The following is a 21,043-nucleotide window of genomic DNA, read 5'->3' on the forward strand; positions in this document are numbered from 1 at the left end:
GAACTCACGGGGGGGATGTTCGGGTGGAGATGCTGCGGGGTGTCCCGCGCACGGTGCGGCTGCTGGCGTTCGGAGCCTTCTTCAACGGCGTGGTGAGCTTCACCTTCGTCTATCTCTTCGTCTGTCTGACGGGCCCGCGCGGGCTCTCCGTCGCCCAGGCCGGGGTGCTCACGGGCATCGGCGGCATCGGGCTGGTCGCGGGCAACTTCACCGGCGGCTGGTTCGGCGACCGCTACGGGCACCGCCGGATGCTGCTGCTCGGCGCCTGTGTGAGCGGGGCCGTGCTCATCGCCCTGCCCCTGCTGCCGCTCGCCGTGCTGTACGGCGTGCTGCCGCTCGCCGAGTACGCGACCGGGGTCGTGCGCGCCGCCAACTCCGCGCTGGTCGCCGTCTCCGTGCCCGAGGGCTCCAGGCGCCAGAGCTTCGCCCTCACCCGCTTCGCCGGCAACGGCGGCTTCACCGTCGGGCCGCCCGTCGGCGCGCTGATCGCGGCGCACTACTCCTACGACTGGCTGTTCCTGATCGACGGGATGGGCACCCTGCTGTTCGCCGGGTACGCGGCCCGGATCCTGCCGGCCCGCGGCACCGCGCACTCCCGCCCCGCGCAGCGCCCGGGCGGGCCGGGGCTGTGGAGCGAACTGCGGGCCAGGCCCGCCGTACCGGTGCTGCTCTCGGCCATCGTCTGCGCCGACACCGTCTACCGCCAGCAGTACTCCACCCTCCCCGTCTTCCTCGCCGACCACGGACACGGCACCTCGTTCTACGGCTGGCTGATCGGGCTCAACGGAGCGGTCATCCTGTGCCTCGAACTGCCCGCAGCCCACGCGCTGCGCAAGCGGGCGCCGCTGAGCATCGTCGGCACGGGGCTGCTGCTGGTCGGGGCCGGGTACGCGCTGCTGGGCGCGGGCGCCGGCACGGTGCTCGCCGTCTCGATGATGTGCTCGCTCAGCCTGGGCGAGATCCTGTACAAGACCCCGGCCACGGCCTATGTCGCCGACCAGGCGCCCGTCCACGCCCAGGGCCGGTTCCAGAGCCTGTACGCGGGCGCCTCGATCAGCGGACAGGTGCTCGCGCCCCCGCTGGGCGGCGCGCTCTACAGCGCCGCGCCCGCCCTGCTCTGGCCCGCCTGCGCGGTCCTGGCCTGCGGTGCGGGCGGGGCGGTCCTGGCCGCCCGGCGCCTCGGCCCGTCCCCGTCCGGCTCCCGCTCCCGGCCGGTCCTGCGGCACCCGGTGCCGCGACGCCCGGACGCTGAGACCGGTTCGCCGGGGCGGCCCCCGGCCGGTTAGGTTTCTGTCCATGACCGACACGACTTCCACCCGCACCACCGGCGCCGTCGCCGCCGGCCTCGCCACCATCGCCGGCGACGGATCCGTTCTCGACACCTGGTTCCCCGCGCCCGAGCTCACCGCCGAGCCCGGACCGGCCGGAACCGAGCGGCTCACCCCCGACCGGGCCGTCAACCTGCTCGGCGAGGGCGCCGCCAAGGCCATCGGCGTGGACGCACGCCGCGGGGTCGAGGTCGTCGCCGTGCGTACGGTCATCGCCTCGCTCGACGACAAGCCGCTCGACGCCCACGACGCGTACCTGCGGCTGCACCTGCTCTCGCACCGTCTCGTCCGGCCGCACGGGCAGAACCTGGACGGGCTCTTCGGCCTCCTCACCAACGTGGCCTGGACCTCGCTCGGCCCGGTCGCCGTCGACGACCTGGAGAAGGTGCGGCTCAACGCTCGCGCCGAGGGCCTGCACCTCCAGGTGACCTCGGTCGACAAGTTCCCGCGCATGACGGACTACGTCGCCCCGAAGGGCGTCCGGATCGCCGACGCCGACCGGGTGCGGCTCGGTGCGCATCTCGCCTCCGGCACCACCGTCATGCACGAGGGCTTCGTCAACTTCAACGCCGGCACGCTCGGCACGTCGATGGTCGAGGGCCGGATCTCCGCCGGTGTCGTCGTCGGCGACGGCTCCGACATCGGCGGCGGCGCCTCCACCATGGGCACGCTGTCCGGCGGCGGCAAGGAGCGCATCGTGATCGGTGAGCGCTGCCTCGTCGGCGCGGAGGCCGGGGTCGGGATCGCGCTCGGCGACGAATGCGTCGTCGAGGCCGGTCTGTACGTCACCGCGGGCACCCGTGTCACCCTGCCCGACGGCCAGGTCGTCAAGGCGCGCGAGCTCTCCGGCGCCTCGAACATCCTCTTCCGCCGCAACTCGGTGACCGGAACCGTCGAGGCCCGCCCGAACAACGCGGTCTGGGACGGCCTCAACGACGTCCTGCACAGCAACGACTAAGCGGCGGCGAGCAGTCGCCCGTACGCCTCGCGCAGCCCGTCGGTCGCCCCGCGTCCGGCGGGCCGCAGCGGTTCCCGGACCGGGCCCGCGGCCAGCAGCGCCTTCGCCGTCACCGTGCCGGGCAGCCCGGACGCCATCATCAGCTCGACCAGCGCGGCGAGCAGCCCGTTCAGCCGCTGCGCCTCCCCGGTGTCCCCGGCGTCGAACGCGTCCAGCACGGACCGCAGCTGACGGGGCGCCACATTGGCGACCGTGCTGACATAGCCGGCCCCGCCCACCGCGTACAGCGGCAGATTCAGCTCCTCGCAGCCCGAGTAGTACGCCAGCGCGGTCGCCGCGATCACCTTGGTCGCGCCCAGCAGATCCTGCGAGCAGTCCTTCACCGCCACGACGCGCGGGTGCTCCGCCAGCCGCAGCAGGGTCTCCGGCTCGATACGGGTGCCGGTGCGCCCCGGGATGTCGTACAGCATCAGCGGGAGGCCCGACGCGTCGGCCACCCGGCGGAAGTGCGCCTCCACGGCGTCCTGCGGCGGCCGGCTGTAGTACGGGGTCACTACCAGGAGGCCGTCGGCGCCGGCCCGCTCGGCCTGCCGGGCCAGTTCCACCGTGTGCCGGGTGTCCGAGGTGCCGATGCCCGCCACCACCGGCACGTCCGCGCCGACCGCCTCCCGCACCGCGCGCAGCAGCGCCGCCTTCTCCGCGTCCGAGGTCGTCGGGGACTCGCCGGTGGTGCCGCTGAGCACCAGACCGTCGCAGCCGTCAGCGACCAGGGCCGCGGCGTGCCGGGCCGCCGCGTCCGGATCGAGGGCTCCGCCGGCGGTGAACGGGGTGATCATCGCGCAGAGGGCGCGGCCGAAGGGGCGCGGGCGCGAGGGTGCGGGAGGCGTCATGTCCGCAGTGTCGGCCCGCCGGACCATGAAGGTCCACTTAGTTCTTCTCCGGGTGAAGGTGAAGAAACGCTCAAGGGTCCGCTGCGCTCAGAGGGTGAGCTTGAACCCTTCGTGGCTGGCGGCGAACCCCAGTGAGGCGTAGAAGCGGTGTGCGTCCTTCCGGCTCCGGTTGCTGGTCAGCTGCACCAGCGAGCAGCCCCGCAGCCGAGCCCGCTCGACGGCCCGCTCCATCAGCTGCCGCCCGAGCCCGCCGCCGCGCCGGTCCGCCCTGACCCGCACGGCCTCGATCAGGGCGCGCTCGGCCCCGTGCCTGCCGAGTCCGGGGATGTAGGTCGCCTGGAGGCAGCCCACCACCGTCCCGCCGTCCTCCAGCACCAGGATCTCGTTGCGGGCATCGGCCGTGATGTCGGCGAACGCCTTCTCGTAGGCCTCGTCCACGACGACCGACGCGGGGTCCACCACCGCGTCCTCGTCGGCGAGCAGGGCGAGCACGGCGGACAGGTCGGGGCGGGTCGCGGTACGCAGCTGCACGCCCGGGATTCTGGCACGGCCGCCCCGGGGCGTCAGCGGCGGGCCATGTACAGGCTGAACGCCTTGTGCAGCAGCTTGCTGACCGGGAAGTCCCACTCGCCGACGTACTCGGCGGCACGGCCGCCCGTACCGGCCTTGAAGCGCAGCAGGCCCACCAGATGGCTGCTCTCGTCGAGGGTGTCGGTGATGCCGCGCAGGTCGTAGACGTCGGCGCCCCGTTCGTGCGCGTCGCTCATCATCCGCCACTGGACCGCGTTGCTCGGCTGCACCTCGCGCCGGCGGCTCGTGGAGGCGCCGTACGAGTACCAGACGTGGGTGCCGACCGTCAGCATCGTCGCCGCGGACAGGACCTCCCCGTCGTGGTGCGCCAGATACAGCCGCATCCGCTCCGGGTCCTCGGCGCGCAGCGCGGTCCACATCCGCTGGAAGTAGTCGAGCGGGCGGGCGATGAAGCGGTCGCGCTCGGCCGTCTCGCGGTACAGCCCGTAGAAGACCGGAAGGTCGTCGAGGCCGCCCTCGACGACCTTGACGCCCGCCTTCTCGGCCTTCTTGATGTTGCGCCGCCACTGCTGGTTCAGCCCGCCCCGGATCTCCTCCAGCGACCGCCCGGCGAACGGCACCTGGAAGACGTACCGGGGCTGGCCCGCGGCGAATCCGTCCGCGCCGCCGTCAGCGCTCCGCCGCCAGCCCAGCCGGTGCAGCTGCGCCACCAGCTCGGCGGCGCCCGGCTCGACCACGTCGGGCTCGACGTCACCCAGCCGGCGCGCGGCCGGATCGGGCACGGCGTCCTTGACCGTCTGCGCCTCCCACCGGCGCGCGATCACGGGCGGCCCCATCCGTACCGTGAACGCGCCCCGCTCCTTCACATGGAGCAGCAGCGGATCCAGCCAGGGCCGCAGATCGCCCTCGTGCCACGGGATGACCGGCCCCTCCGGCAGATACGCCAGATACCGCTTGGCCCGGGGGATCGGGCGGTACAGCACCAGCGCGGCACCGACGATCCGCTCCCCGTCCAGCCAGCCGATGCTCTCCGCGCGCCAGTCGGGCTTCACCCCGCCCCACGACGGGACCTGCATATGGCTCACGGAACTCCGGCCGGCGACGAACGCCAGATGCTGTTCGCGTGTGATGCCCTCGACCCGCAGCGACATGCGGTACTCCGTTCCTTGTCCGTTTCGTCAGCCTAACGACGCAGGGCCGGGACGCAGTTGACCTCAAGCGCACTTGACGTATCAGGGTGGCCGTCATGGGGCGCACCGCACGGGAGCGCCCATGAGGGGAGCGGTCATGAGCGTGGAACTGGTGTCCCGGCCCGATGTCACCCGCACGGACGCGGGTGTCGTCAAGGCCAGTACCTGGGACGTCGGCACACCGGAACGGCAGCGGCAGGCCGTCGAGGCCATCCGCAAGGCATGGGAGAGCCGGGAGTGGCCGCAGCCCGGGCCGCTCTCCTGCACCGTCCATACGGGGGAGGACGGCCGGACGCTCTTCCACTACTCGCAGTGGGCGGACGAGGAGACCTTCCAGGCCTACGTCCGCTCCGCCCGGGACGAGCGGAACGCCGAGATCGACGCGGCCGTGCCGGGCATCGAACGGATCGCCCTGCACACCTACGAGCTGTACCGCTTCGGCACCCCCGGCGGGCCGGACGCGGTCGCGCCGGGGTGCGTCGTCATCGTCGACGTGGAGTTCGAGGGGCCGGACCCGGCCCGGCAACGCGACTGGGTGGACACGGTGTTCGAGGCGCTCGGCACGGACCCGGCCCCCGCGCCCGGCGGGCTCGCCGGGTACTTCCACGTGAGCACCGACGGAACCCGTGTGCTCAATTACGCGGAATGGGTGAGCGCACAGGCGCACATCGACGCACTCGCCGCTCCCGGCAACGGCGTCGGCTCGCGGACACCGCAGTGGGAGCGGGTGCAGACCTACCCCGGCGTGACCGGCGGCGGAGTGCACCGCTACACCCCCGCGCTGAGCCTGCGGCCGGGGGCGCCGCGACCGTGACCGGGGGGACGGACCGGCCGGCCGCCGGGGCCCCTGGGGCGTGCTCCGGCGGCCTTGCCCGGGTTCCGGGCGGCACGCGGCGAAATGCGTCTACGCTTGAGCCGCCTGACCCCGTACCCGCCCGGTGTCACCGCCCCGGCGAGCCGTACGCCCCGCACGTCCCGAGGAGACCCCCCTGATGTCCGCAGAGCGCCCCACCCTGCCGCCGGTCCGGCTGCACACCGAGGCCGAGCTGGCACGGGACGCGCTTGCCGCGCCGCTGCTCGCCCGCGCCGTACGGCTCGCCCGCTGGGCCGGGCCGGACACCCGGGTCGGCGCCGGCGGCGAGCTCGTCGACGCCCAGCTGCCAGCAGCCGCCGAGCACCTCGGCCTCACCCCGGACGAGGACGGCGCGGCGGAGGCCAGCGAGGCCTGGCGGCTCGCCGTCGACACCGGGCTCGTCGAGGTCGAGGACCCGGCCGCGGAGGCCCTGTCCCCGGAGGAGGACGGCTTCGGCGAGGACGACGAGGAGTTCGGCGCGGACGCGGAGGGCACCGTCACCGCGGGCGAGAACCTCGCGCTGCTGACCGGCGGTTCGCCCAGCGACGTCCTGGCGATCTGGCTGGACGGCCTGGAGGCCGCCCACGCCGACGCCACCGCCCCCGTCTTCGACGACTTCGCCGACCTCGTCGGCGAGGACGGCTCGGTCGACTTCGACGCCCTGGACTGGGACCCGGAGACCGAGGCCGAATTCCTCGACGGCGTGCTCGGCAACCTCTATCTGCTGACCGTCGGCGACGGCGCGGACGGTGCGCCCGTCCCGCTGCCCGCGCTCGCCGCGTCGATGATCGTGCCCGACGACATGGGCGAGCCCACCGACGACATCCTGGAGCAGGTCTCGGACGCGATGATGCGCCTCGACGACCAGTTCCGGGTCCTCGAACCCATCGGCATCGTCGAATACCGGCCGGTGGACGAGGCGTTGCTCGTCGAGGAGGGCGAGGAGACCGCCCCGCCCGCCGACGACGAGGACGTCACCCGGTACGGCATGGTGAAGCTGACGCCCCTCGGCCTCTACGGCATCCGGGCCCGGATGCTGGAGGCCGGCGTGGACGCCCCGGCCATCGGCGACCTCGCGGACAAGGGCGCCGACGCGCTCCTCGGCGGCATCGCCTACTACCCCGAGGCCGCGGCCCGCAGCGAGATCGGGCTGTGGCTCACCAAGCGCGGCGGCGACGGGGCCGCCGCCGAACTCCTGGACGCCGCACGCGGTGCGGACCCCCAGGCACCGCTGCGCCGGCTGCACTGCCAGCAGGCGCTCGCCCTGGTCGGCGCGGAGGCCGAACCCGCCGTGCGCGCGGTGCTCGGCGATCCCGAACTCGGCGGCCTGGCCCGGGTCTGGCTCGCCGAACGCGGCGCGGCCGACGTGCCCCCGCCCTCCGAAGCGATGATCTTCTGGCTCGCCGTCGACACCATCTCGGCCCAGCTGGAGGCGGACGGCGACCTGGACGAGCTCCAGGAGCTGGTCGAGGGGCTGTCCGGTCAGCACAGCGGCTTCTTCGAGGAGGCCTGGCGGGTGGACCACCCGGCGACGGCGGACGTCCTGGAGGCCATGGGGCGGCTGCACAGCGACAAGAAGCAGGCGAAGGAGGCCCGCAAGGCCGCCTTCAAGGCCCGCTCGCGCGGCGGTTCGGACAGCTAGCGCCGCAGGGGCGGCGCGGGACGGCGGCGCGGAGGGAAGGCGCGGGGCGGGGGATCTTCACAGAAGGCTCCGCCCCGAAGTCGCCTCGGGTTCAACTGCTGTTGGGGCAGGAACGGGACGGTGGGCCGGTCAACAGCCGCCCCGCTGCACCAGGAGTACCCGATGGCCTTCACGCGCAGGGAATTCAGCAGACAGTCCGCCCTCACCGGTGCCGGCATCGCCCTCACCGGAACCGTCGCCGCGCTGGCCACCGCGCCCGGCGCCCTCGCCGCCGGAGACCACGGCCACGACGACCACGGCCACGACGGACACGGGCACGGACACGGACACGGACACAGCCACGAGCCCGGCTACGGGCCGCTGCGTCCCGACCCGAAGGGCATTCTCGCGCTGCCCGCCGGATTCTCGTACAAGGTCATCACCCACAGCGGTGTCACCAGGCTGGAGTCCGGCGAGTACACCCCCTCCAACCACGACGGCACGGCCGCCTTCGAGGGCGCGCGCGGCGTGACGCTGCTGGTCAACAACCACGAGCTGAGCGGCACCCGCGCCGACTGGGAGCACCCGGTCCCGCTCACCGACGGCCTCGTCTACGACCCGGTCGCGGCCGGCGGCTGCACCGTCGTGGAGACCCGCCGCGACGGCCGCACCGCCGAGTGGGTCGGCATCGCGGGCACCTCCACCAACTGCGCCGGCGGCGCCACCCCCTGGGGCACCTGGATCACCTGCGAGGAGACCGAGGACAGGGCCGGCAAGAACGGGCTGCTCAAGGACCACGGCTACGCCTTCGAGGTCGACCCGTACGACCGGCGCGCCAACCGTGCCCCGCGCCCCGTCAAGGCGTTCGGCCGGTACGCGCACGAGGCGGTCGTCATCGACCCCCAGCAGGGGCACGCCTACCTCACCGAGGACGCGGCCGGTCCCAACGGGCTGCTCTACCGCTGGGTGCCGCCGCGCGGCTTCCGGCACGGCCGGGGCAAGCTGCGCACGCTCGCCGACGACGCCGGGGTCCTCCAGGCCACCAAGTGCTTCGACAAGAGCGGAAAGTTCGTCGACGACCTCTCCCGCGCCACGAAGATCGGCACGGTGTACGGCGTGGACTGGGTCGACGTGCCCGACCGCGACGCGAGGACCGTCTCGGTGCGCAAGCAGTTCGGCGACAAGGAGGTCACCCGCGCCCGCAAGCTGGAGGGCATGTGGTGGGGCGACGGCGGCGCCTACATCGTCTCCTCGTACGCCCGTGACGAGAGCCCCGTGCAACACGACGGCCAGGTGTGGTTCTACGACCCGAAGCGCCGCACGCTGACGCTGAAGGTGCTCCTCGGGGTCAACGCCGACCCCTCGAAGGACGGCGCGTTCGACGGCCCGGACAACATCACCGTCTCGCCGTACGGCGGTCTGGTGATCGCCGAGGACGGCGAGGGCGTCCAGCACCTCTTCGGGGCGACCGAGAGCGGCCGTACGTACCCGATCGCGCGCAACGACCTGAACGCGGGCACCGAGGAGGAGCCGGAGTACAGCGAGTTCACCGGCGTCACGTTCTCGCCCGACGGGAAGACCCTGTACGCCAACATCCAGACGCCGGGGATCATGGTGGCCATCACCGGCCCGTGGAAGCGCCAGCCGCGCGGGTGACAGTAAGGCCTTTCGGCCCGGAGCGCCAAGGGCTCCGGGCCGTGTGGTGCCGGAATCGCTGATTACGAATCCGGCATCAGTGGGGCCCCAGGAGTGGTCGGGCATGGCGTCGGGCGTTTCCAGGGCGCATACTCAAGGTAATGAAACAGTCAGCCGGATCCCGGCGTCACCTGCCTTCCAGTCCCTTCAACCGCCCGGCCCAGGCGGCCCCACCGGTCGAATTGTTCGATGTGGGCGACAGGGTGTCGCACGACCAGTTCGGACTCGGCCGAGTCCTCGCTGTCGAGGGCGACAACGACGCAGTGCTCATCGACTTCTCGGGGCGACAGGGGAGGATCCTGAGCCCGTACTCCAAGCTGACCAAGCTCTGAGAGAAGCGACGAGCACGCGCCGCGTCCGCCGTTTCTCCGCCTACGGCCTTCAGGGGCACCCGCTACCAGCCGGGTGCCCCTGAAGCCGTTGTACGGCGGGGCGGGCGCTACAGCGACTGGGCGGCGGGCTTGACCATGCCCCGGACGGTGCGGGACTTCACGAACTCGCCCATCGCGGTCATCTCCCACTCGCCGGAGAACTGCTTGATCAGCTTGGCCATCATCACGCCGGTCTGCGGTTCGGCGCCGGTGAGGTCGAAGCGGACCAGCTCCTCGTCGGTGGTCGCGTCGATCAGCCGGCAGTAGGCCTTGGAGACCTCGGTGAACTTCTGTCCGGTGAACGAGTTGACCGTGAACACCAGGCCGGTCGCCTCCGGGGGGATGCGGCCCAGATCGACGACGATCACCTCGTCGTCGCCGGCGCCCTCGCCCGTGAGGTTGTCGCCGGAGTGCTTGATCGCGCCGTTCAGGATGGAGAGCTTGCCGAAGTAGCAGCTGTCCAGGTGGTTGCGGCCGGCCCCGTAGGCGATCACCGAGGCGTCGAGGTCGATGTCCTTGCCGCGGAACGCGGGCTCCCAGCCGAGGCCCATCTTGACCTGGGAGAGCAGCGGCCGGCCGCCCTTGACCAGCGACACCGTCTGGTTCTTCTGCAGGCTCACCCGGCCCTTGTCGAGGTTGATCCGGCCCGAGGCGGCAGCGGCCGGGGGCGCTGCGGGCGGTGCAGGCGGCGCGGCGGGGGCCGGGGGCGCGGAGACCCGGGGGTCCGGAGCGGCGGCGGGCGCCGGGGGAGCGGCCGCGATGGGCGCGGCGGCGGGCTCCTCGACCGAGACGCCGAAGTCCGTGGCGATGCCCGCCAGCCCGTTGGCATAGCCCTGGCCGACCGCGCGGACCTTCCACGCGCCGCCCCGCAGATAGACCTCCATGACGACGAGCGCGGTCTCCGCGCCCAGCCGGGGCGGGGTGAAGGTGGCTAGCACGCTGCCGTCGTCCGCGTTGCGCACGGTGGCGGTGGGCTCGACGCCCTGGAAGGTCTGACCGGCTCCGTCCGGGCTCGCCGTGACGACGATCTTCTCGATGCCGGCCGGCACCGCCGAGGTGTCCACGACGATGGCGTCCGGTGCGGTCCCGCCGCCCGAGCGGTAGGTCACACCGGGGCCGGTGGGCTGGTTGTAGAAGATGAAGTCGTCGTCCGAGCGCACCTTGCCGTCGGCGGCGAGCAGCAGGCCCGAGACGTCGAGCCGCACGGGGGCGGCGACGTCCACCGCCACGCGGGCGGCGGAGAGAGGGATGTTCGAGCCGGGTGTCATAGCGGTCATGCTCGGGGTAACGAACGACCCGGCTTTGCCGTTCCCTTACCTTTGCGCGGCTTCCCCCGACCGGCGGACGGCATCGTTCCGTCCGGCCATGTCCCCTGATGTCATCGGTTTCTGGGGTGGTTGCGCGCGGCCCGCTCGTTGCCGTGCTTGTACGCCCCGGTCCAGCGGGCCATCACCAGCTGGGCGTCCCCCGACTCCACCTCGGCCAGGAACTTCTCCGCCCGGCCGCCGCGCAGGGTGCCGGCGGGGCGGCCGTGGTGGGTGATGCCGACGCTCGCGTCGCCGTGCCGCTCGTACCGGAATCCGGAAGGTCTCGCCATACCGGGCATCATGCCGGACCCGGCCCGGCGCGGGCGCGGGGTTTTCGCCTCGCGTCAGTGCGGCCAGATCGGGGGGTCGGTGCAGAAGTGGCCGCCGAGGTGGGCGTGGTCCGGGTTGTCCGGATCGAGCTCGCCCTGCTCGGCGACGAGCTTCGCCGCGTACGGCTCCGAGTCGTCCTGCGGCGCGTAGCCGAGCGCGCGGGCGGACGTCAGGTCCCACCACAGCCGGGTGTTGTCGGAGGAGCCGTGGACGACGGTGTGCCCCACGTTCTCGGCGGTCAGCGCCGCGTCGAAGAGACGGGCGCCGTCGGCGGGGCTCATCCAGACGGAGAGCATCCGTACGGAGGTCGGCTCCGGGAAGCAGGAGCCGATGCGCACCGAGACGGTCTCCAGGCCGTGCCGGTCCCAGTACAGCTGGGCGAGGTCCTCGCCGAAGGACTTGGAGAGGCCGTAGAAGGTGTCCGGGCGGCGCGGGGTGTCGATGGGGATCAGCGGGTCGCCGGGCAGGGGGCGGGGGGTGAAGCCGACGGCGTGGTTGGAGGAGGCGAAGACGATCCGGCGCACGCCTTCCGCGAGCGCGGCCTCGTAGAGGTTGTAGGTGCCTTCGATGTTGGCCCGGAGGATCTTGTCGAAGGAGGCTTCCAGCGAGATGCCCGCGAGGTGGATGATCGCGTCGACGCCCCGTACGGCCTCGCGCAGGGCCTCCTTGTCGCCGAGGTCGGCGGTGATCGCGTCCGGCTCGCCCTCGACGGGGACCATGTCGAACAGGCGGAGCGTGTAGCCGTGGGCGGGCAGCAGTCCGCGCATCAGGGTGCCGAGGCCGCCGGCGGCGCCGGTGAGCAGGACGGTGCGGGGGGCGGGCATACGGGGGTCTCCTCGTGCCGGGTCCTTGGCTGGGGTTCACATGCGTGGACAAGTTATGGAGCGGGGTGGGGGTGCGTCAAGGGTTCCCCGGTCCGGGGCGGAGGGTGCCGTCCTCAATCGCCGGACGGGCTTGGTGGTGCGGGTTGCCCGTGGGGGCGCTCTGTCCGGTGGGTGGGGGTGGGGTCCCTCCGGGGAGACTCCTCGGAAATGGCGTGTTCACCCGGGTCCGCGAGGGACCCGGGTCGTACGCCATTTCCTGCGGGGACTCCCCTGCGCGCCCCCACCCGGCATCATTCGCGCCCGAACGCCGGTTGTCCGACTGCCGCAGACGCACGACGGCCGGTCCGGGGCCGTGCAGGGGAGTCCCCGCAGGACGACGAACATGTTCCCGAGTGCCAGTGCGTCGTCGCCGCACGTTCGTCGTCCGAGGAGTCTCCCCGGAGGGGCACCGGACCCCCACCCGGACAGAGTGCGCACCCTGCGGGACACCCGCACCACCAAGCCCGTCCGGCGATTGAGGACGGAACCGCCCGCCCGGAGCACCCGCACCCGCCTTGACCCGTGCCAAGCCACTGGCTTAGCGTGAGTCTTGTTCATAAATATGGACGCCGATCAGAATTGTGCACGCCTGAACCTGCTCAGGGAGCGCCCGTGACCTCAGCCCCTCTTGCCGCCCGACTCACCGCTGTCGCCGGGCCGCTCTTCTTTCCCGTCACCGCCTACGGACCGGACGGCTCCGTGGACCTCGACGCCTTCCGCACGCACGTGCGACGGGGCATCGACGCCGGAGCGGCGGCCGTCTTCGCCTGCTGCGGCACGGGGGAGTTCCACGCCCTGACGCCCGAGGAGTTCCGGCTCGTCGTCGCGGCGGCCGTCGAGGAGACCGCGGGGCAGGTGCCCGTCGTGGCGGGCGCCGGATACGGCACCGCGCTGGCGGTCCGGTTCGCGAAGCTGGCGGAGGAGGCCGGCGCCGACGGGCTGCTCGCCATGCCGCCGTACCTGGTCGTCGCCGACCAGGAGGGGCTGCTCGCCCACTACGCCGCGCTGGCCGCCGCCACCGCCCTGGAGACGATCGTCTACCAGCGCGACAACGCCGTCTTCACCCCCGAGACCGTGGTCGCGCTGGCGCGGACGCCCGGGATCATCGGCCTCAAGGACGGGTACGGCGACCTCGACCTGATGCAGCGCATCGTCAGCGCCGTGCGCACCGAACGGCCCGGCGGGGACTTCCTGTACTTCAACGGGCTGCCCACCGCCGAGCTCACCGGCCTCGCCTACCGGGGCATCGGCGTCACGCTCTACTCCTCCGCCGTCTTCGCCTTCGCCCCCGACATCGCGCTGGCCTTCTACCGGGCCCTGGACTCCGGCGACGACGACCTTGTCAACGCGCTGCTCGACACGTTCTACCGGCCGCTCGTCGAACTGCGCGCCAAGGGCCGGGGGTACGCGGTGTCGCTGGTCAAGGCGGCCGTCCGGCTCCAGGGTCTGGACGTCGGCGAGGTGCGCAGCCCGCTCACCGAGCCGCCCGCCGCGCACATCGAGGAGCTGACCGCGATCATCGCGAACGGACGCGCCCTGCTGGAGCGGGCCGGCGCCGGGGCGGGGGAGCGCGGGTGAGGGCCTCCGCCTTCCTCTACCCGTGGGACGTCGTCGGGGACCCGGACGCGGCTGCCCGGGTCGCGGACCTCGGCGTCCAGCAGGTGACACTGGCCGCCGCCTACCACTCGACGCGGGCGCTGACCCCGCGCCACCCCGCCCGCCGCATTGTCACGGCCGAGCACGCGGCGGTGCTCTATCCGCCGGACGACGCCCGGTGGGAGGGCCGCGCGCTGCGTCCCTACCCGCAGTCCTGGGTGGCCTCGGACGATCCCTTCGCCGAGGCGGCCGAGGCGCTGGCCGGGGCCGGTCTGGAGGTGCACAGCTGGGTCGTCCTCGCGCACAACTCCCGGCTGGGAGCGGAGCATCCGGAGACCTCCGTGGTCAATGCGTACGGCGACCGCTACCCCTGGGCGCCCTGCATCGCGCGGCCCGCCGTCCGTGCGTACCTGGTCGATCTGGCGGCCGAGGCGGCGGTACGCGGCGGCGCGCACGGCACCGAGCTGGAGTCCTGCGGCTGGTACGGCTTCGCCCATCTGCACGCCCACGACAAGATCGCGGGCGTCGCGCTCGGTGACGCGGCGCAGTATCTGATGTCGCTCTGCTTCTGCCCCGACTGCCGGGCCGGGTACGAGGGGCACGGCCTGGACGCGGCGGAAGCGGGCCGGGCCGTGCGCCGCGCGCTGGAGCCCGTCTGGGCCGGCGTCGGTGCCCCGGAAGCCGGCTGGGGCGAGGTCGAGAGGCTGCTCGGCGCGGACCTCGCGGCGGCCACGCTGCGATGGCGTACCGAAGTGGCGCGCGGGCTCCAGAAGTCGGTGGTCGCCGCCGTGCGCGCGGCGGCGGCCCCCGGTTTCCAGGTCCTGCTGCACGCCGACCCCGCCCCCTACCGCACCGGGGCGAACGTGGGGGTCGACGTGGAGCACATCCTGTCCGTGGCGGACGGAGTGGTGCTGCCCTGCACCGGCTCGGACGCGGCCCGGGAGGCCGTGCTCGGTCCGTTCGCCGGCCGGGCGGGCGTCCTCGCGGCCAATCTCACCGCGGTACGCGGGATGGGCGGCAGCCCGGACACACTGGAACGCGACGCCGCCCACGCGGTCGCGCTCGGCGCGAACCAACTGCGCCTGTACCACGCGGGGCTGGCCTCGGACCCGGATCTCGCGGCCGTCGCCCCGGCGCTCTCACGCCTCGGCGGATGACGGCGCCCGTGGTCCGGCGGGGACGGGCGGCCGTCCCCGTCGGCCCATGAGCAGCAGCCCCGCCGTCAGCAGTGCCACCGCGCCCACCAGCGGCAGCAGCACGGTCACGTCCACCACGGCGACCAGTCCCGCGCCGAGCGCCAGGGCCACCGCGTTGGGCGCCATCATCAGGGAGCCGGCGGTCGCGGCCGTCCGGCCCAGGACCGCGTCCGGTGTCTCCCGCTGCACCGCCGTCAGCGCGGCGATCAGCACGCAGGGCAGCCCGGCCCCGATCAGCCCGCACGCCGTCAGCGCCACCGCGTCGTACGGCAGCGCCCGCAGACCCACCCCCACCGCGAACACGGCGATGCCCGCCGCGGTGAACACCCGCTCCGGCAGCCGCCGCAGTAAGGGCCCGGCCAGCAGCCCGCTCGCGACCGACCCGGCGCCCTGGGCCAGGGAGAGCACACCGGCGAACGCGGGGGAGGCCGAGCGTCCCGTCCACGACGGCGTACAGCGTCGCCCCGTTGAGCCCGGCGCACAGCATCGTCGCGGAGCCGGCCAGCACCAGTGGACGCAGCACCGGTGAGCGGCGGAGCTGCCGGAGCCCGGCCGGCCATCCGCCGGGCGCGTCATCCGCCGGGGCCGCCCCGCGTACGCGCAGCAGCCCGTAGAGGCCGGCGGCCAGTGCGAAGGAGGCCGCGTCGAGCAGGGCCACCGCGCCGCCCCCGAAGCGGGCGTAGAGGCCCGCGCCGGTGAGCGGGGCCACCAGCTTCATGCCCTCGTTCGCCATCATCCGCAGGCCGTTGAAGTCGCCCAGCAGCCGGGCGTCCACGGCCTGCGCGACCAGGGCCGATTCGGCGGCGTCCATCAGTACGGATGCGCAGCCGTACACCACGAGCACCGCGAACAGGAGCCAGATCCCCCTTGCCGAGTCCACCGCCGTCAGGGTGGTCAGCAGCAGGGCCATGACCACGTTCGCCCCGACCAGCAGCGGCTTCCTGGGCCATCGGTCGGCCGGTGCCGCGATGACCGGTCCGAAGAGCACCGGCAGCCAGACGGCGAAGAGCGCCAGCGCCGCCAGACTGTCCGAGCCCGTCAGGGACTTGACCCAGATGCCCGCCGCCAGCGACATCGCGGAGCTGCCGAACCCCGAGACCACGACCGCCGCCAGGAACAGCCCGGCCGTTCGGTCCCGCAGCACCCTGCCTGTCGCCGACCGTGTCTGTGTACCCACCGGACCTCCCCGGACCCTGTCTGTGCGTCGTGGTCAGGCTGGCCGGTGAGGCGGGCGCGGGGCATCGGGCGGATGCCGTACCGCCGTTGGGCGGGAGGGCCGGGTGGGGCGATCGGTGTAGGGCACACGCCGTAGCCCGTTGAAGTTCTTCTGCCGGAAGCGTTGACGAACGATTGCGGCGGCTCTAGCTTCATCGCGTCGTACTTCGTACGTCATATATGAGACGTGATACGCGAGATGTGGGAGCCCTTCACCCATGACCTTTGCGCCCACCCCGATTCCGTCCCGGACCCAGTACGTGCTGGAGGCGGTCAAGCACGCGATCCTCACGGCGCGGCTGAGACCAGGTCAGGCGCTCGTCGAGACGGAGCTGGCCGCGCAGTTCGGCGTCTCCAAGACCCCGGTCCGCGAGGCGCTCAAGACCCTCGCCGGCACCGGACTCGTCGTCATGAGCCAGTACAAGGGCGCCACCGTGCGGCTCGTCGACGCCACCATGGCCCGGGAGGTGTACGACGTACGGCTGCTGCTGGAACCGGAGGCGCTGCGCCGCTCCGTCACCCGCAAGGCCTCGCTCGACGCGGCGCGGGAGGCCCTGGACCGGGCCGACGCAGCCGGGGACACGGCCGACAGGTCGCTGGCCAACCGGGACTTCCACCGGGCGCTCTACCTGCCCTGCGGCAATCCGCTGCTGGCCCGGATGCTCGACGAGGTCCGCGACCAGGCCGCGCTGGTGTCCACGGTCGCCTGGTCGGCCGTCCCGTCCTGGGAGCGGGAGGCCGCCGAGCACCGGGAGATCCTGCGGCTCGCGCTCGCCGACGACGCGGACGCGGCGGCCGGGGCCCTGCACGACCACATCGCCTCCTTCGTCCGCCGCGCGTTCCCCGACGACGAAGACGGGGGTGACGCGGCGTGAGGCGGCAGCACACCGGCGAAAGGCCTGTCCGTATGGACCTCACCCCCCTGAAGGCGGCCCTCGCCGACGTCGTGGCGATCCCGGTGACCCCGTTCGCCGAGGACGGGAGCATCGACACGGCGGCGCACCGCACCCTGCTGCGGCGGCTGCTCGACGGCGGCGTGCGCATCCTCACCCCGAACGGCAACACCGGTGAGTTCTACGCCCTCACCCCCGAGGAGCGGCGCACCGTCACCGAGCTGACCGTCGAGGAGGCGGGCGGCCGTGCCGCGGTCCTGGTCGGGGTCGGGCACGACGTGCCGACCGCCGTCGCCGCCGCCGGGCACGCCCGGGACGCCGGAGCCGAGATGGTGATGGTCCACCAGCCGGTCCATCCGTACGTCTCGCAGGACGGCTGGATCGACTACCACCGGGCCATCGCACAGGCCGTCCCCGGCCTCGGCGTCGTCCCCTACATCCGCAACCCGCACCTGGACGGGGCGGCCCTTGCCGCGCTCGCGGACGCCTGCCCCAACGTCATCGGCGTCAAGTACGCCGTCCCGGACGCCGCGCGCTTCGCCGGGTTCGCCCGGGACGCGGGCCTGGAGCGCTTCGTCTGGGTCGCCGGCCTCGCGGAGCTGTACGCCCCCTCCTACTTCTCCGCCGGGGCCACCGGCTTCACCTCCGGGCTCGTCAACGTCGCGCCCGGCGTCTCGCTGGCCATGCTGGAGGCACTGCGGGCCGGGGACCACCCGGCCGCCATGAAGGTCTGGGAGCGGATCCGCCGCTTCGAGGAACTGCGCGCCGACGGGCAGTCCGCCGACAACGTGACCGTCGTCAAGGAGGCGCTGGCCTCGCTCGGGCTGTGCGGCCGTGACGTGCGCCCGCCCAGCCGGGTGCTGCCCGAGGACCGGCGTGCCGAGGTCGCCGACCGGATCGCGGGGTGGTCCGTATGACCGGCCGCATCGCCCCCGAGGAGCTGCGCAGCCATCAGTGGTACGGCACCGACGGGCTGCGCTCCTTCAGCCACCGCGCCCGCACCCGGCAGCTCGGCTATCTGCCCGAGGAGCACCTGGGCAAGCCGGTCGTCGCGATCCTCAACACCTGGTCCGACATCAATCCGTGCCACGCCCATCTGCGGGACCGTGCGCAGGCGGTCAAACGCGGGGTCTGGCAGGCCGGCGGCTTCCCGCTCGAATTCCCGGTCTCCACCCTCTCGGAGACGTTCCAGAAGCCCACCCCGATGCTCTACCGCAACCTGCTGGCGATGGAGACGGAGGAGCTGCTGCGCTCCTACCCCGTGGACGGCGCGGTGCTGCTGGGCGGCTGCGACAAGTCGACGCCCGCGCTGCTGATGGGCGCGGCCTCCGTGGACCTGCCGGCCGTCTTCGTGCCGGCCGGGCCGATGCTGCCGGGGCACTGGCGGGGCGAGGTCCTGGGCTCCGGCACCGACATGTGGAGGTACTGGGACGACAAGCGGGCCGGACTCATCGGCGACTGCGAGATGGGCGAGCTGGAGAACGGCCTCGCCCGCTCGCCCGGCCACTGCATGACCATGGGCACCGCCTCCACCCTCACCGCCGCCGCCGAGGCGCTGGGTGTCACCGTCCCGGGCGCCTCCTCCATCCCGGCCGTCGACTCCGGCCACGACCGGATGGCCGCGCAGTCCGGGCTGCGGATCGTCGAACTGGTATGGCAGCAGCGGACGTTGTCGCAGCTGCTGACGGCGGAGGCGTACGAGGACGCCGTCGTCACCGTCCTCGCGCTCGGCGGCTCCACCAACGCCGTCATCCATCTGATCGCCATGGCGGGCCGCTCCGGCGTCACGCTCACCCTCGACGCCTTCGACCGCATCGCCCGTACCGTGCCCGTGCTGGCCGATCTGCGGCCCGGCGGCAAGTACCTCATGGAGGACTTCCACTTCGCCGGCGGGCTGCCCGGCTTCCTGTCCCGGCTCACCGACGTCCTGCACCTGGACCGGCCCACCGTCGCCCACGACACCCTGCGCGAACAGCTCGACGGGGCGCTCGTGCACAACGACGACGTCATACGGGAGCGCGACCACGCCCTGGCCGATGAGGGCGGGGTGGCGGTGCTGCGCGGCAACCTCTGCCCGGACGGCGCGGTCATCAAGCACATCGCCGCCGAGCCCCATCTGCTGCGCCACACCGGCCCCGCGGTCGTCTTCGACGACTACAGGGAGATGCAGCGCACCATCAACGACCCGGCGCTCGCCCTCACCCCGGACCACGTCCTCGTCCTGCGCAACGCGGGCCCCAAGGGCGGCCCGGGGATGCCCGAGTACGGGATGCTGCCGATCCCCGACTATCTGCTGAAGCAGGGTGTACGGGACATGGTGCGGCTCTCCGACGCCCGGATGAGCGGCACCAGCTACGGGGCGTGCGTGCTGCACATCGCGCCCGAATCCTATGTCGGCGGGCCCCTCGCCCTCGTCCGGACCGGCGACCCGATCACCCTGGACGTCGAGGCGCGCCTGCTCCATCTGGGCGTGAGCGAAGAGGAGTTGGAGCGGCGCAGGGCCGGGTGGGCACCGCCGCCCACCCGGTACGAGCGCGGCTACGGCGCGCTCTACCACGACCAGATCACCCAGGCCGACACCGGCTGCGACTTCGCCTTCCTGGCCCGGCCGGGAGCGGTCCCCGACCCGTACGCGGGCTGAGCGGGCCCCGCCGCAATTCCGGCTCCCCGCCTCGTTCGGGACAACGAACGCCATGCGGCAAGCGCTTGCGCCCTCCCTGCACCGTCCCCGCACCCGCCGGCTTGTTCGTCCGGACGCGCAGACGCCGCTCAGTGGTCCGGGCCGAACCAGTCGCCCACCGAGGCCCGTTGGCCCGAGACGCGGACCGCGTGCGCCGTCACGTAGTCACCGGCGGCGTCCCGTGCGCCCTCGGCGTGGTTGTACTGCCCGGCGAATGTGTGGGTGCCGGCCGGGACCGTACGCCCCGCCCGCAGCGACCACCGGTAGACGAGGTAGCCGCCGTCCTCGCTCGCCGACACCGTGAAGTCCTTCTCCGGCAACGACCGCCAGGAACCGGTGCTGTTCACCCCGCCCGTGAGCGCGATCCGCAGCTCCACGGTGAGCGAGGACAGCGGCGCGGCCGTCCGCAGCGTCACATCGCTCTGCGCCCAGTAGGCGTTGCTGTGCGGGTCGACCGCGCCGTCCGTCCACAGCGGCCCGTCCTCGGGCCGCAGCGCCCCCAGTGCCGGGGGCGGCGTCACGGTCGCGGCGGGCGAGGACGGCGGGGCCGGGGAGTGCGGTGGCGCCGCCACCCGCGTCCCGCGCGGCGAACCGTCGCCCGCCGAGGCGACGGCGAACGCCCCGGCCGCCAGCACCCCGCAGACCGCCGCCGTCGCCCCCGCGACGCGCAGCCACGGCATCGCGGTGCGCGGCGGGCGCACGGCACGCGCCGCCGGCCGCCCCTCGGCCATCCCGCGCCCGACCCGGCCCAGCATCCGCTCCCGGTCGGGGCGGTGCGCCCCGGCGGCGTCCCGCAACCGCCGGGCCAGCTCCTCGTCCTTCACCGGATTCCTCCGCTGCGCTGCGCCGCGACGGCCACCCGGACCTGCGCGGCGGGCGTGTCCGGACCCAGCAGCCGCTGGAGCTCCGCGACGGCCCGCGAGGTCTGGCTCTTCACCGTACCCACCGAGATCCCGAGCACCAGCGACGTGTCCCGCTCCGAGAGGTCGAAGGCGTGCCGCAGCACCACGCACGCCCGCCTGCGAAACGGCAGCCGCCGCAGCGCCCCCTGGACGTCGACCACCGCCGGCACGTCGGGACCGTCCGCGCCGTGACCTTCCCCGGCACCGCGCGGCCCCCAGAACAGGGCGATCCGGCGGCGCTCGCGCACCGCGCTGCGGATCCGGGTCCTGGCCAGGTTGGCGACCACCCCGCGCGCGTACGCCACCGGATGGTCGGCGGCGCGGACCCGGTCCCAGCGGTGCCAGAGTGCCAGCAGGGCGTCGGCCGCCAGATCGTCGGCGGCGTCGGCCTCGCCGGTCAGCAGATGGGCGAGCCGGGCGAGTTCGGCGTAATGGGCCTCGAAGAAGGTGTGGAACTCGGCGGCGGCACCGGCATCGTCGACGGATGTGCCCACAGCTGCCTCGTCTCTGTGCTCGGGATCCCTGGTGCACGTGCGGCGGTCCGGCTGTGTACGGTCCCGGCCGGCGGGCGGGGCGCGAGCGTACCAGCGCACCCCGCAAGCGCTTCGACACGGGTGCGTCCCC

Annotated in this window: 19 protein-coding genes and 1 pseudogene; 11 read left to right on the forward strand and 9 right to left on the reverse strand. The window is 73.3% G+C overall.

Annotated features, from left to right (window positions below; all coding sequences use genetic code 11):
• The first annotated feature begins 23 nt into the window (after positions 1–23).
• Together RLT58_RS27760 and dapD are read left to right on the forward strand one after the other, a co-directional pair.
• Complete coding sequence (locus RLT58_RS27760) at positions 24–1,286, forward strand: MFS transporter (RefSeq protein WP_311313097.1); 1,263 nt, start codon at positions 24–26, stop codon at positions 1,284–1,286.
• A 10-nt stretch (positions 1,287–1,296) separates the two neighbouring features.
• The gene (gene dapD, locus RLT58_RS27765) at positions 1,297–2,286 is read left to right on the forward strand and encodes a 2,3,4,5-tetrahydropyridine-2,6-dicarboxylate N-succinyltransferase (protein WP_311313098.1); all 990 of its coding nucleotides are present in this window, start codon (positions 1,297–1,299) and stop codon (positions 2,284–2,286) included.
• On the opposite strand, the gene dapA is transcribed toward dapD, so the two are convergent.
• From dapA to RLT58_RS27780, 3 genes are all read right to left on the reverse strand, one after another.
• Complete coding sequence (dapA, locus tag RLT58_RS27770) at positions 2,283–3,176, reverse strand: 4-hydroxy-tetrahydrodipicolinate synthase (protein ID WP_311313099.1); 894 nt, start codon at positions 3,174–3,176, stop codon at positions 2,283–2,285. The genes dapD and dapA overlap by 4 nt on opposite strands.
• An 87-nt stretch (positions 3,177–3,263) precedes the next feature.
• Entirely contained in the window at positions 3,264–3,707 is a 444-nt protein-coding gene (locus RLT58_RS27775; RefSeq protein WP_311313100.1) for a GNAT family N-acetyltransferase, read from the reverse strand.
• Between the two features lie 32 nt (positions 3,708–3,739).
• A complete protein-coding gene (locus RLT58_RS27780) occupies positions 3,740–4,858 on the reverse strand; it encodes a lipid II:glycine glycyltransferase FemX (protein WP_311313101.1) in 1,119 nt (372 codons plus the stop codon).
• Between the two features lie 136 nt (positions 4,859–4,994).
• Between RLT58_RS27780 and RLT58_RS27785 the strand changes: the two genes are divergently transcribed.
• The 4 genes from RLT58_RS27785 (at position 4,995) to RLT58_RS27800 (ending at position 9,398) form a co-directional block, all read left to right on the forward strand.
• Entirely contained in the window at positions 4,995–5,711 is a 717-nt protein-coding gene (locus tag RLT58_RS27785) for an antibiotic biosynthesis monooxygenase (protein WP_311313102.1), read from the forward strand.
• A 178-nt stretch (positions 5,712–5,889) separates the two neighbouring features.
• Positions 5,890–7,392 carry a hypothetical protein gene (locus tag RLT58_RS27790; RefSeq protein WP_311313103.1) on the forward strand — a complete coding sequence of 501 codons (1,503 nt, stop codon included), beginning with the start codon at positions 5,890–5,892 and terminating at the stop codon, positions 7,390–7,392.
• Between the two features lie 162 nt (positions 7,393–7,554).
• Complete coding sequence (locus RLT58_RS27795) at positions 7,555–9,027, forward strand: alkaline phosphatase PhoX (protein ID WP_311314674.1); 1,473 nt, start codon at positions 7,555–7,557, stop codon at positions 9,025–9,027.
• A gap of 140 nt (positions 9,028–9,167) precedes the next feature.
• A complete protein-coding gene (locus RLT58_RS27800) occupies positions 9,168–9,398 on the forward strand; it encodes a hypothetical protein (protein WP_037711258.1) in 231 nt (76 codons plus the stop codon).
• 107 nt (positions 9,399–9,505) lie between these two features.
• On the opposite strand, the gene RLT58_RS27805 is transcribed toward RLT58_RS27800, so the two are convergent.
• From RLT58_RS27805 to RLT58_RS27815, 3 genes are all read right to left on the reverse strand, one after another.
• Positions 9,506–10,714, reverse strand: coding sequence for a TerD family protein (locus RLT58_RS27805; protein WP_311313104.1), 1,209 nt, complete (start codon positions 10,712–10,714; stop codon positions 9,506–9,508).
• Between the two features lie 101 nt (positions 10,715–10,815).
• Positions 10,816–11,034 (reverse strand): hypothetical protein, encoded by a 219-nt coding sequence (locus tag RLT58_RS27810; protein ID WP_311313105.1) that lies wholly within the window; start codon positions 11,032–11,034, stop codon positions 10,816–10,818.
• Between the two features lie 54 nt (positions 11,035–11,088).
• A complete protein-coding gene (locus tag RLT58_RS27815) occupies positions 11,089–11,898 on the reverse strand; it encodes an NAD-dependent epimerase/dehydratase family protein (RefSeq protein WP_311313106.1) in 810 nt (269 codons plus the stop codon).
• A 651-nt stretch (positions 11,899–12,549) separates the two neighbouring features.
• Here RLT58_RS27815 and RLT58_RS27820 point away from each other — a divergent pair.
• Together RLT58_RS27820 and RLT58_RS27825 are read left to right on the forward strand one after the other, a co-directional pair.
• The gene (locus tag RLT58_RS27820) at positions 12,550–13,515 is read left to right on the forward strand and encodes a 5-dehydro-4-deoxyglucarate dehydratase (protein ID WP_311313107.1); all 966 of its coding nucleotides are present in this window, start codon (positions 12,550–12,552) and stop codon (positions 13,513–13,515) included.
• On the forward strand, positions 13,512–14,690 hold the full coding sequence (locus RLT58_RS27825) for a hypothetical protein (protein WP_311313108.1): 1,179 nt from the start codon (positions 13,512–13,514) through the stop codon (positions 14,688–14,690). Before RLT58_RS27820 ends, RLT58_RS27825 begins: the two co-directional genes overlap by 4 nt.
• On the opposite strand, the pseudogene RLT58_RS27830 reads toward RLT58_RS27825, so the two are convergent.
• A pseudogene (locus RLT58_RS27830) lies at positions 14,673–15,873 on the reverse strand (MFS transporter). The gene RLT58_RS27825 and the pseudogene RLT58_RS27830 sit on opposite strands and share 18 nt — an antisense overlap.
• A gap of 289 nt (positions 15,874–16,162) precedes the next feature.
• On the opposite strand from RLT58_RS27830, the gene RLT58_RS27835 reads away from it, so the two are divergent.
• The 3 genes from RLT58_RS27835 to araD are packed head-to-tail and all read left to right on the forward strand — an operon-like array spanning position 16,163 to position 19,478.
• Entirely contained in the window at positions 16,163–16,819 is a 657-nt protein-coding gene (locus RLT58_RS27835) for a GntR family transcriptional regulator (protein ID WP_311313109.1), read from the forward strand.
• Between the two features lie 32 nt (positions 16,820–16,851).
• Positions 16,852–17,754, forward strand: a complete 903-nt coding sequence (locus RLT58_RS27840; protein WP_311313110.1) for a dihydrodipicolinate synthase family protein — start codon at positions 16,852–16,854, stop codon at positions 17,752–17,754.
• Positions 17,751–19,478 (forward strand): L-arabinonate dehydratase, encoded by a 1,728-nt coding sequence (araD, locus tag RLT58_RS27845; RefSeq protein WP_311313111.1) that lies wholly within the window; start codon positions 17,751–17,753, stop codon positions 19,476–19,478. Before RLT58_RS27840 ends, araD begins: the two co-directional genes overlap by 4 nt.
• A 128-nt stretch (positions 19,479–19,606) precedes the next feature.
• Here the strand turns inward: araD and RLT58_RS27850 are convergent, their stop codons facing one another.
• Both RLT58_RS27850 and RLT58_RS27855 read right to left on the reverse strand, forming a co-directional pair.
• Entirely contained in the window at positions 19,607–20,341 is a 735-nt protein-coding gene (locus RLT58_RS27850; protein ID WP_311313112.1) for a hypothetical protein, read from the reverse strand.
• Entirely contained in the window at positions 20,338–20,913 is a 576-nt protein-coding gene (locus tag RLT58_RS27855; RefSeq protein WP_311313113.1) for a SigE family RNA polymerase sigma factor, read from the reverse strand. The genes RLT58_RS27850 and RLT58_RS27855 overlap by 4 nt, the downstream gene beginning before the upstream one ends.
• Positions 20,914–21,043: the final 130 nt, after the last annotated feature.

Origin of the sequence: Streptomyces sp. ITFR-16, from assembly GCF_031844705.1 — a bacterium.
GTDB lineage: Bacteria > Actinomycetota > Actinomycetes > Streptomycetales > Streptomycetaceae > Streptomyces.

What these genes read in the sequence shown, in the direction of transcription:
- dapD (WP_311313098.1), top strand. Translation starts at nt 1,297, where the DNA reads ATGACCGACACGACTTCCACCCGCACCACCGGCGCCGTCGCCGCCGGC.
- dapA (WP_311313099.1), bottom strand. Translation starts at nt 3,176, where the DNA reads ATGACGCCTCCCGCACCCTCGCGCCCGCGCCCCTTCGGCCGCGCCCTC.
- RLT58_RS27780 (WP_311313101.1), bottom strand. Translation starts at nt 4,858, where the DNA reads ATGTCGCTGCGGGTCGAGGGCATCACACGCGAACAGCATCTGGCGTTC.
- RLT58_RS27785 (WP_311313102.1), top strand. Translation starts at nt 4,995, where the DNA reads ATGAGCGTGGAACTGGTGTCCCGGCCCGATGTCACCCGCACGGACGCG.
- RLT58_RS27790 (WP_311313103.1), top strand. Translation starts at nt 5,890, where the DNA reads ATGTCCGCAGAGCGCCCCACCCTGCCGCCGGTCCGGCTGCACACCGAG.
- RLT58_RS27795 (WP_311314674.1), top strand. Translation starts at nt 7,555, where the DNA reads ATGGCCTTCACGCGCAGGGAATTCAGCAGACAGTCCGCCCTCACCGGT.
- RLT58_RS27800 (WP_037711258.1), top strand. Translation starts at nt 9,168, where the DNA reads ATGAAACAGTCAGCCGGATCCCGGCGTCACCTGCCTTCCAGTCCCTTC.
- RLT58_RS27805 (WP_311313104.1), bottom strand. Translation starts at nt 10,714, where the DNA reads ATGACCGCTATGACACCCGGCTCGAACATCCCTCTCTCCGCCGCCCGC.
- RLT58_RS27810 (WP_311313105.1), bottom strand. Translation starts at nt 11,034, where the DNA reads ATGGCGAGACCTTCCGGATTCCGGTACGAGCGGCACGGCGACGCGAGC.
- RLT58_RS27815 (WP_311313106.1), bottom strand. Translation starts at nt 11,898, where the DNA reads ATGCCCGCCCCCCGCACCGTCCTGCTCACCGGCGCCGCCGGCGGCCTC.
- RLT58_RS27835 (WP_311313109.1), top strand. Translation starts at nt 16,163, where the DNA reads ATGACCTTTGCGCCCACCCCGATTCCGTCCCGGACCCAGTACGTGCTG.
- RLT58_RS27840 (WP_311313110.1), top strand. Translation starts at nt 16,852, where the DNA reads ATGGACCTCACCCCCCTGAAGGCGGCCCTCGCCGACGTCGTGGCGATC.
- araD (WP_311313111.1), top strand. Translation starts at nt 17,751, where the DNA reads ATGACCGGCCGCATCGCCCCCGAGGAGCTGCGCAGCCATCAGTGGTAC.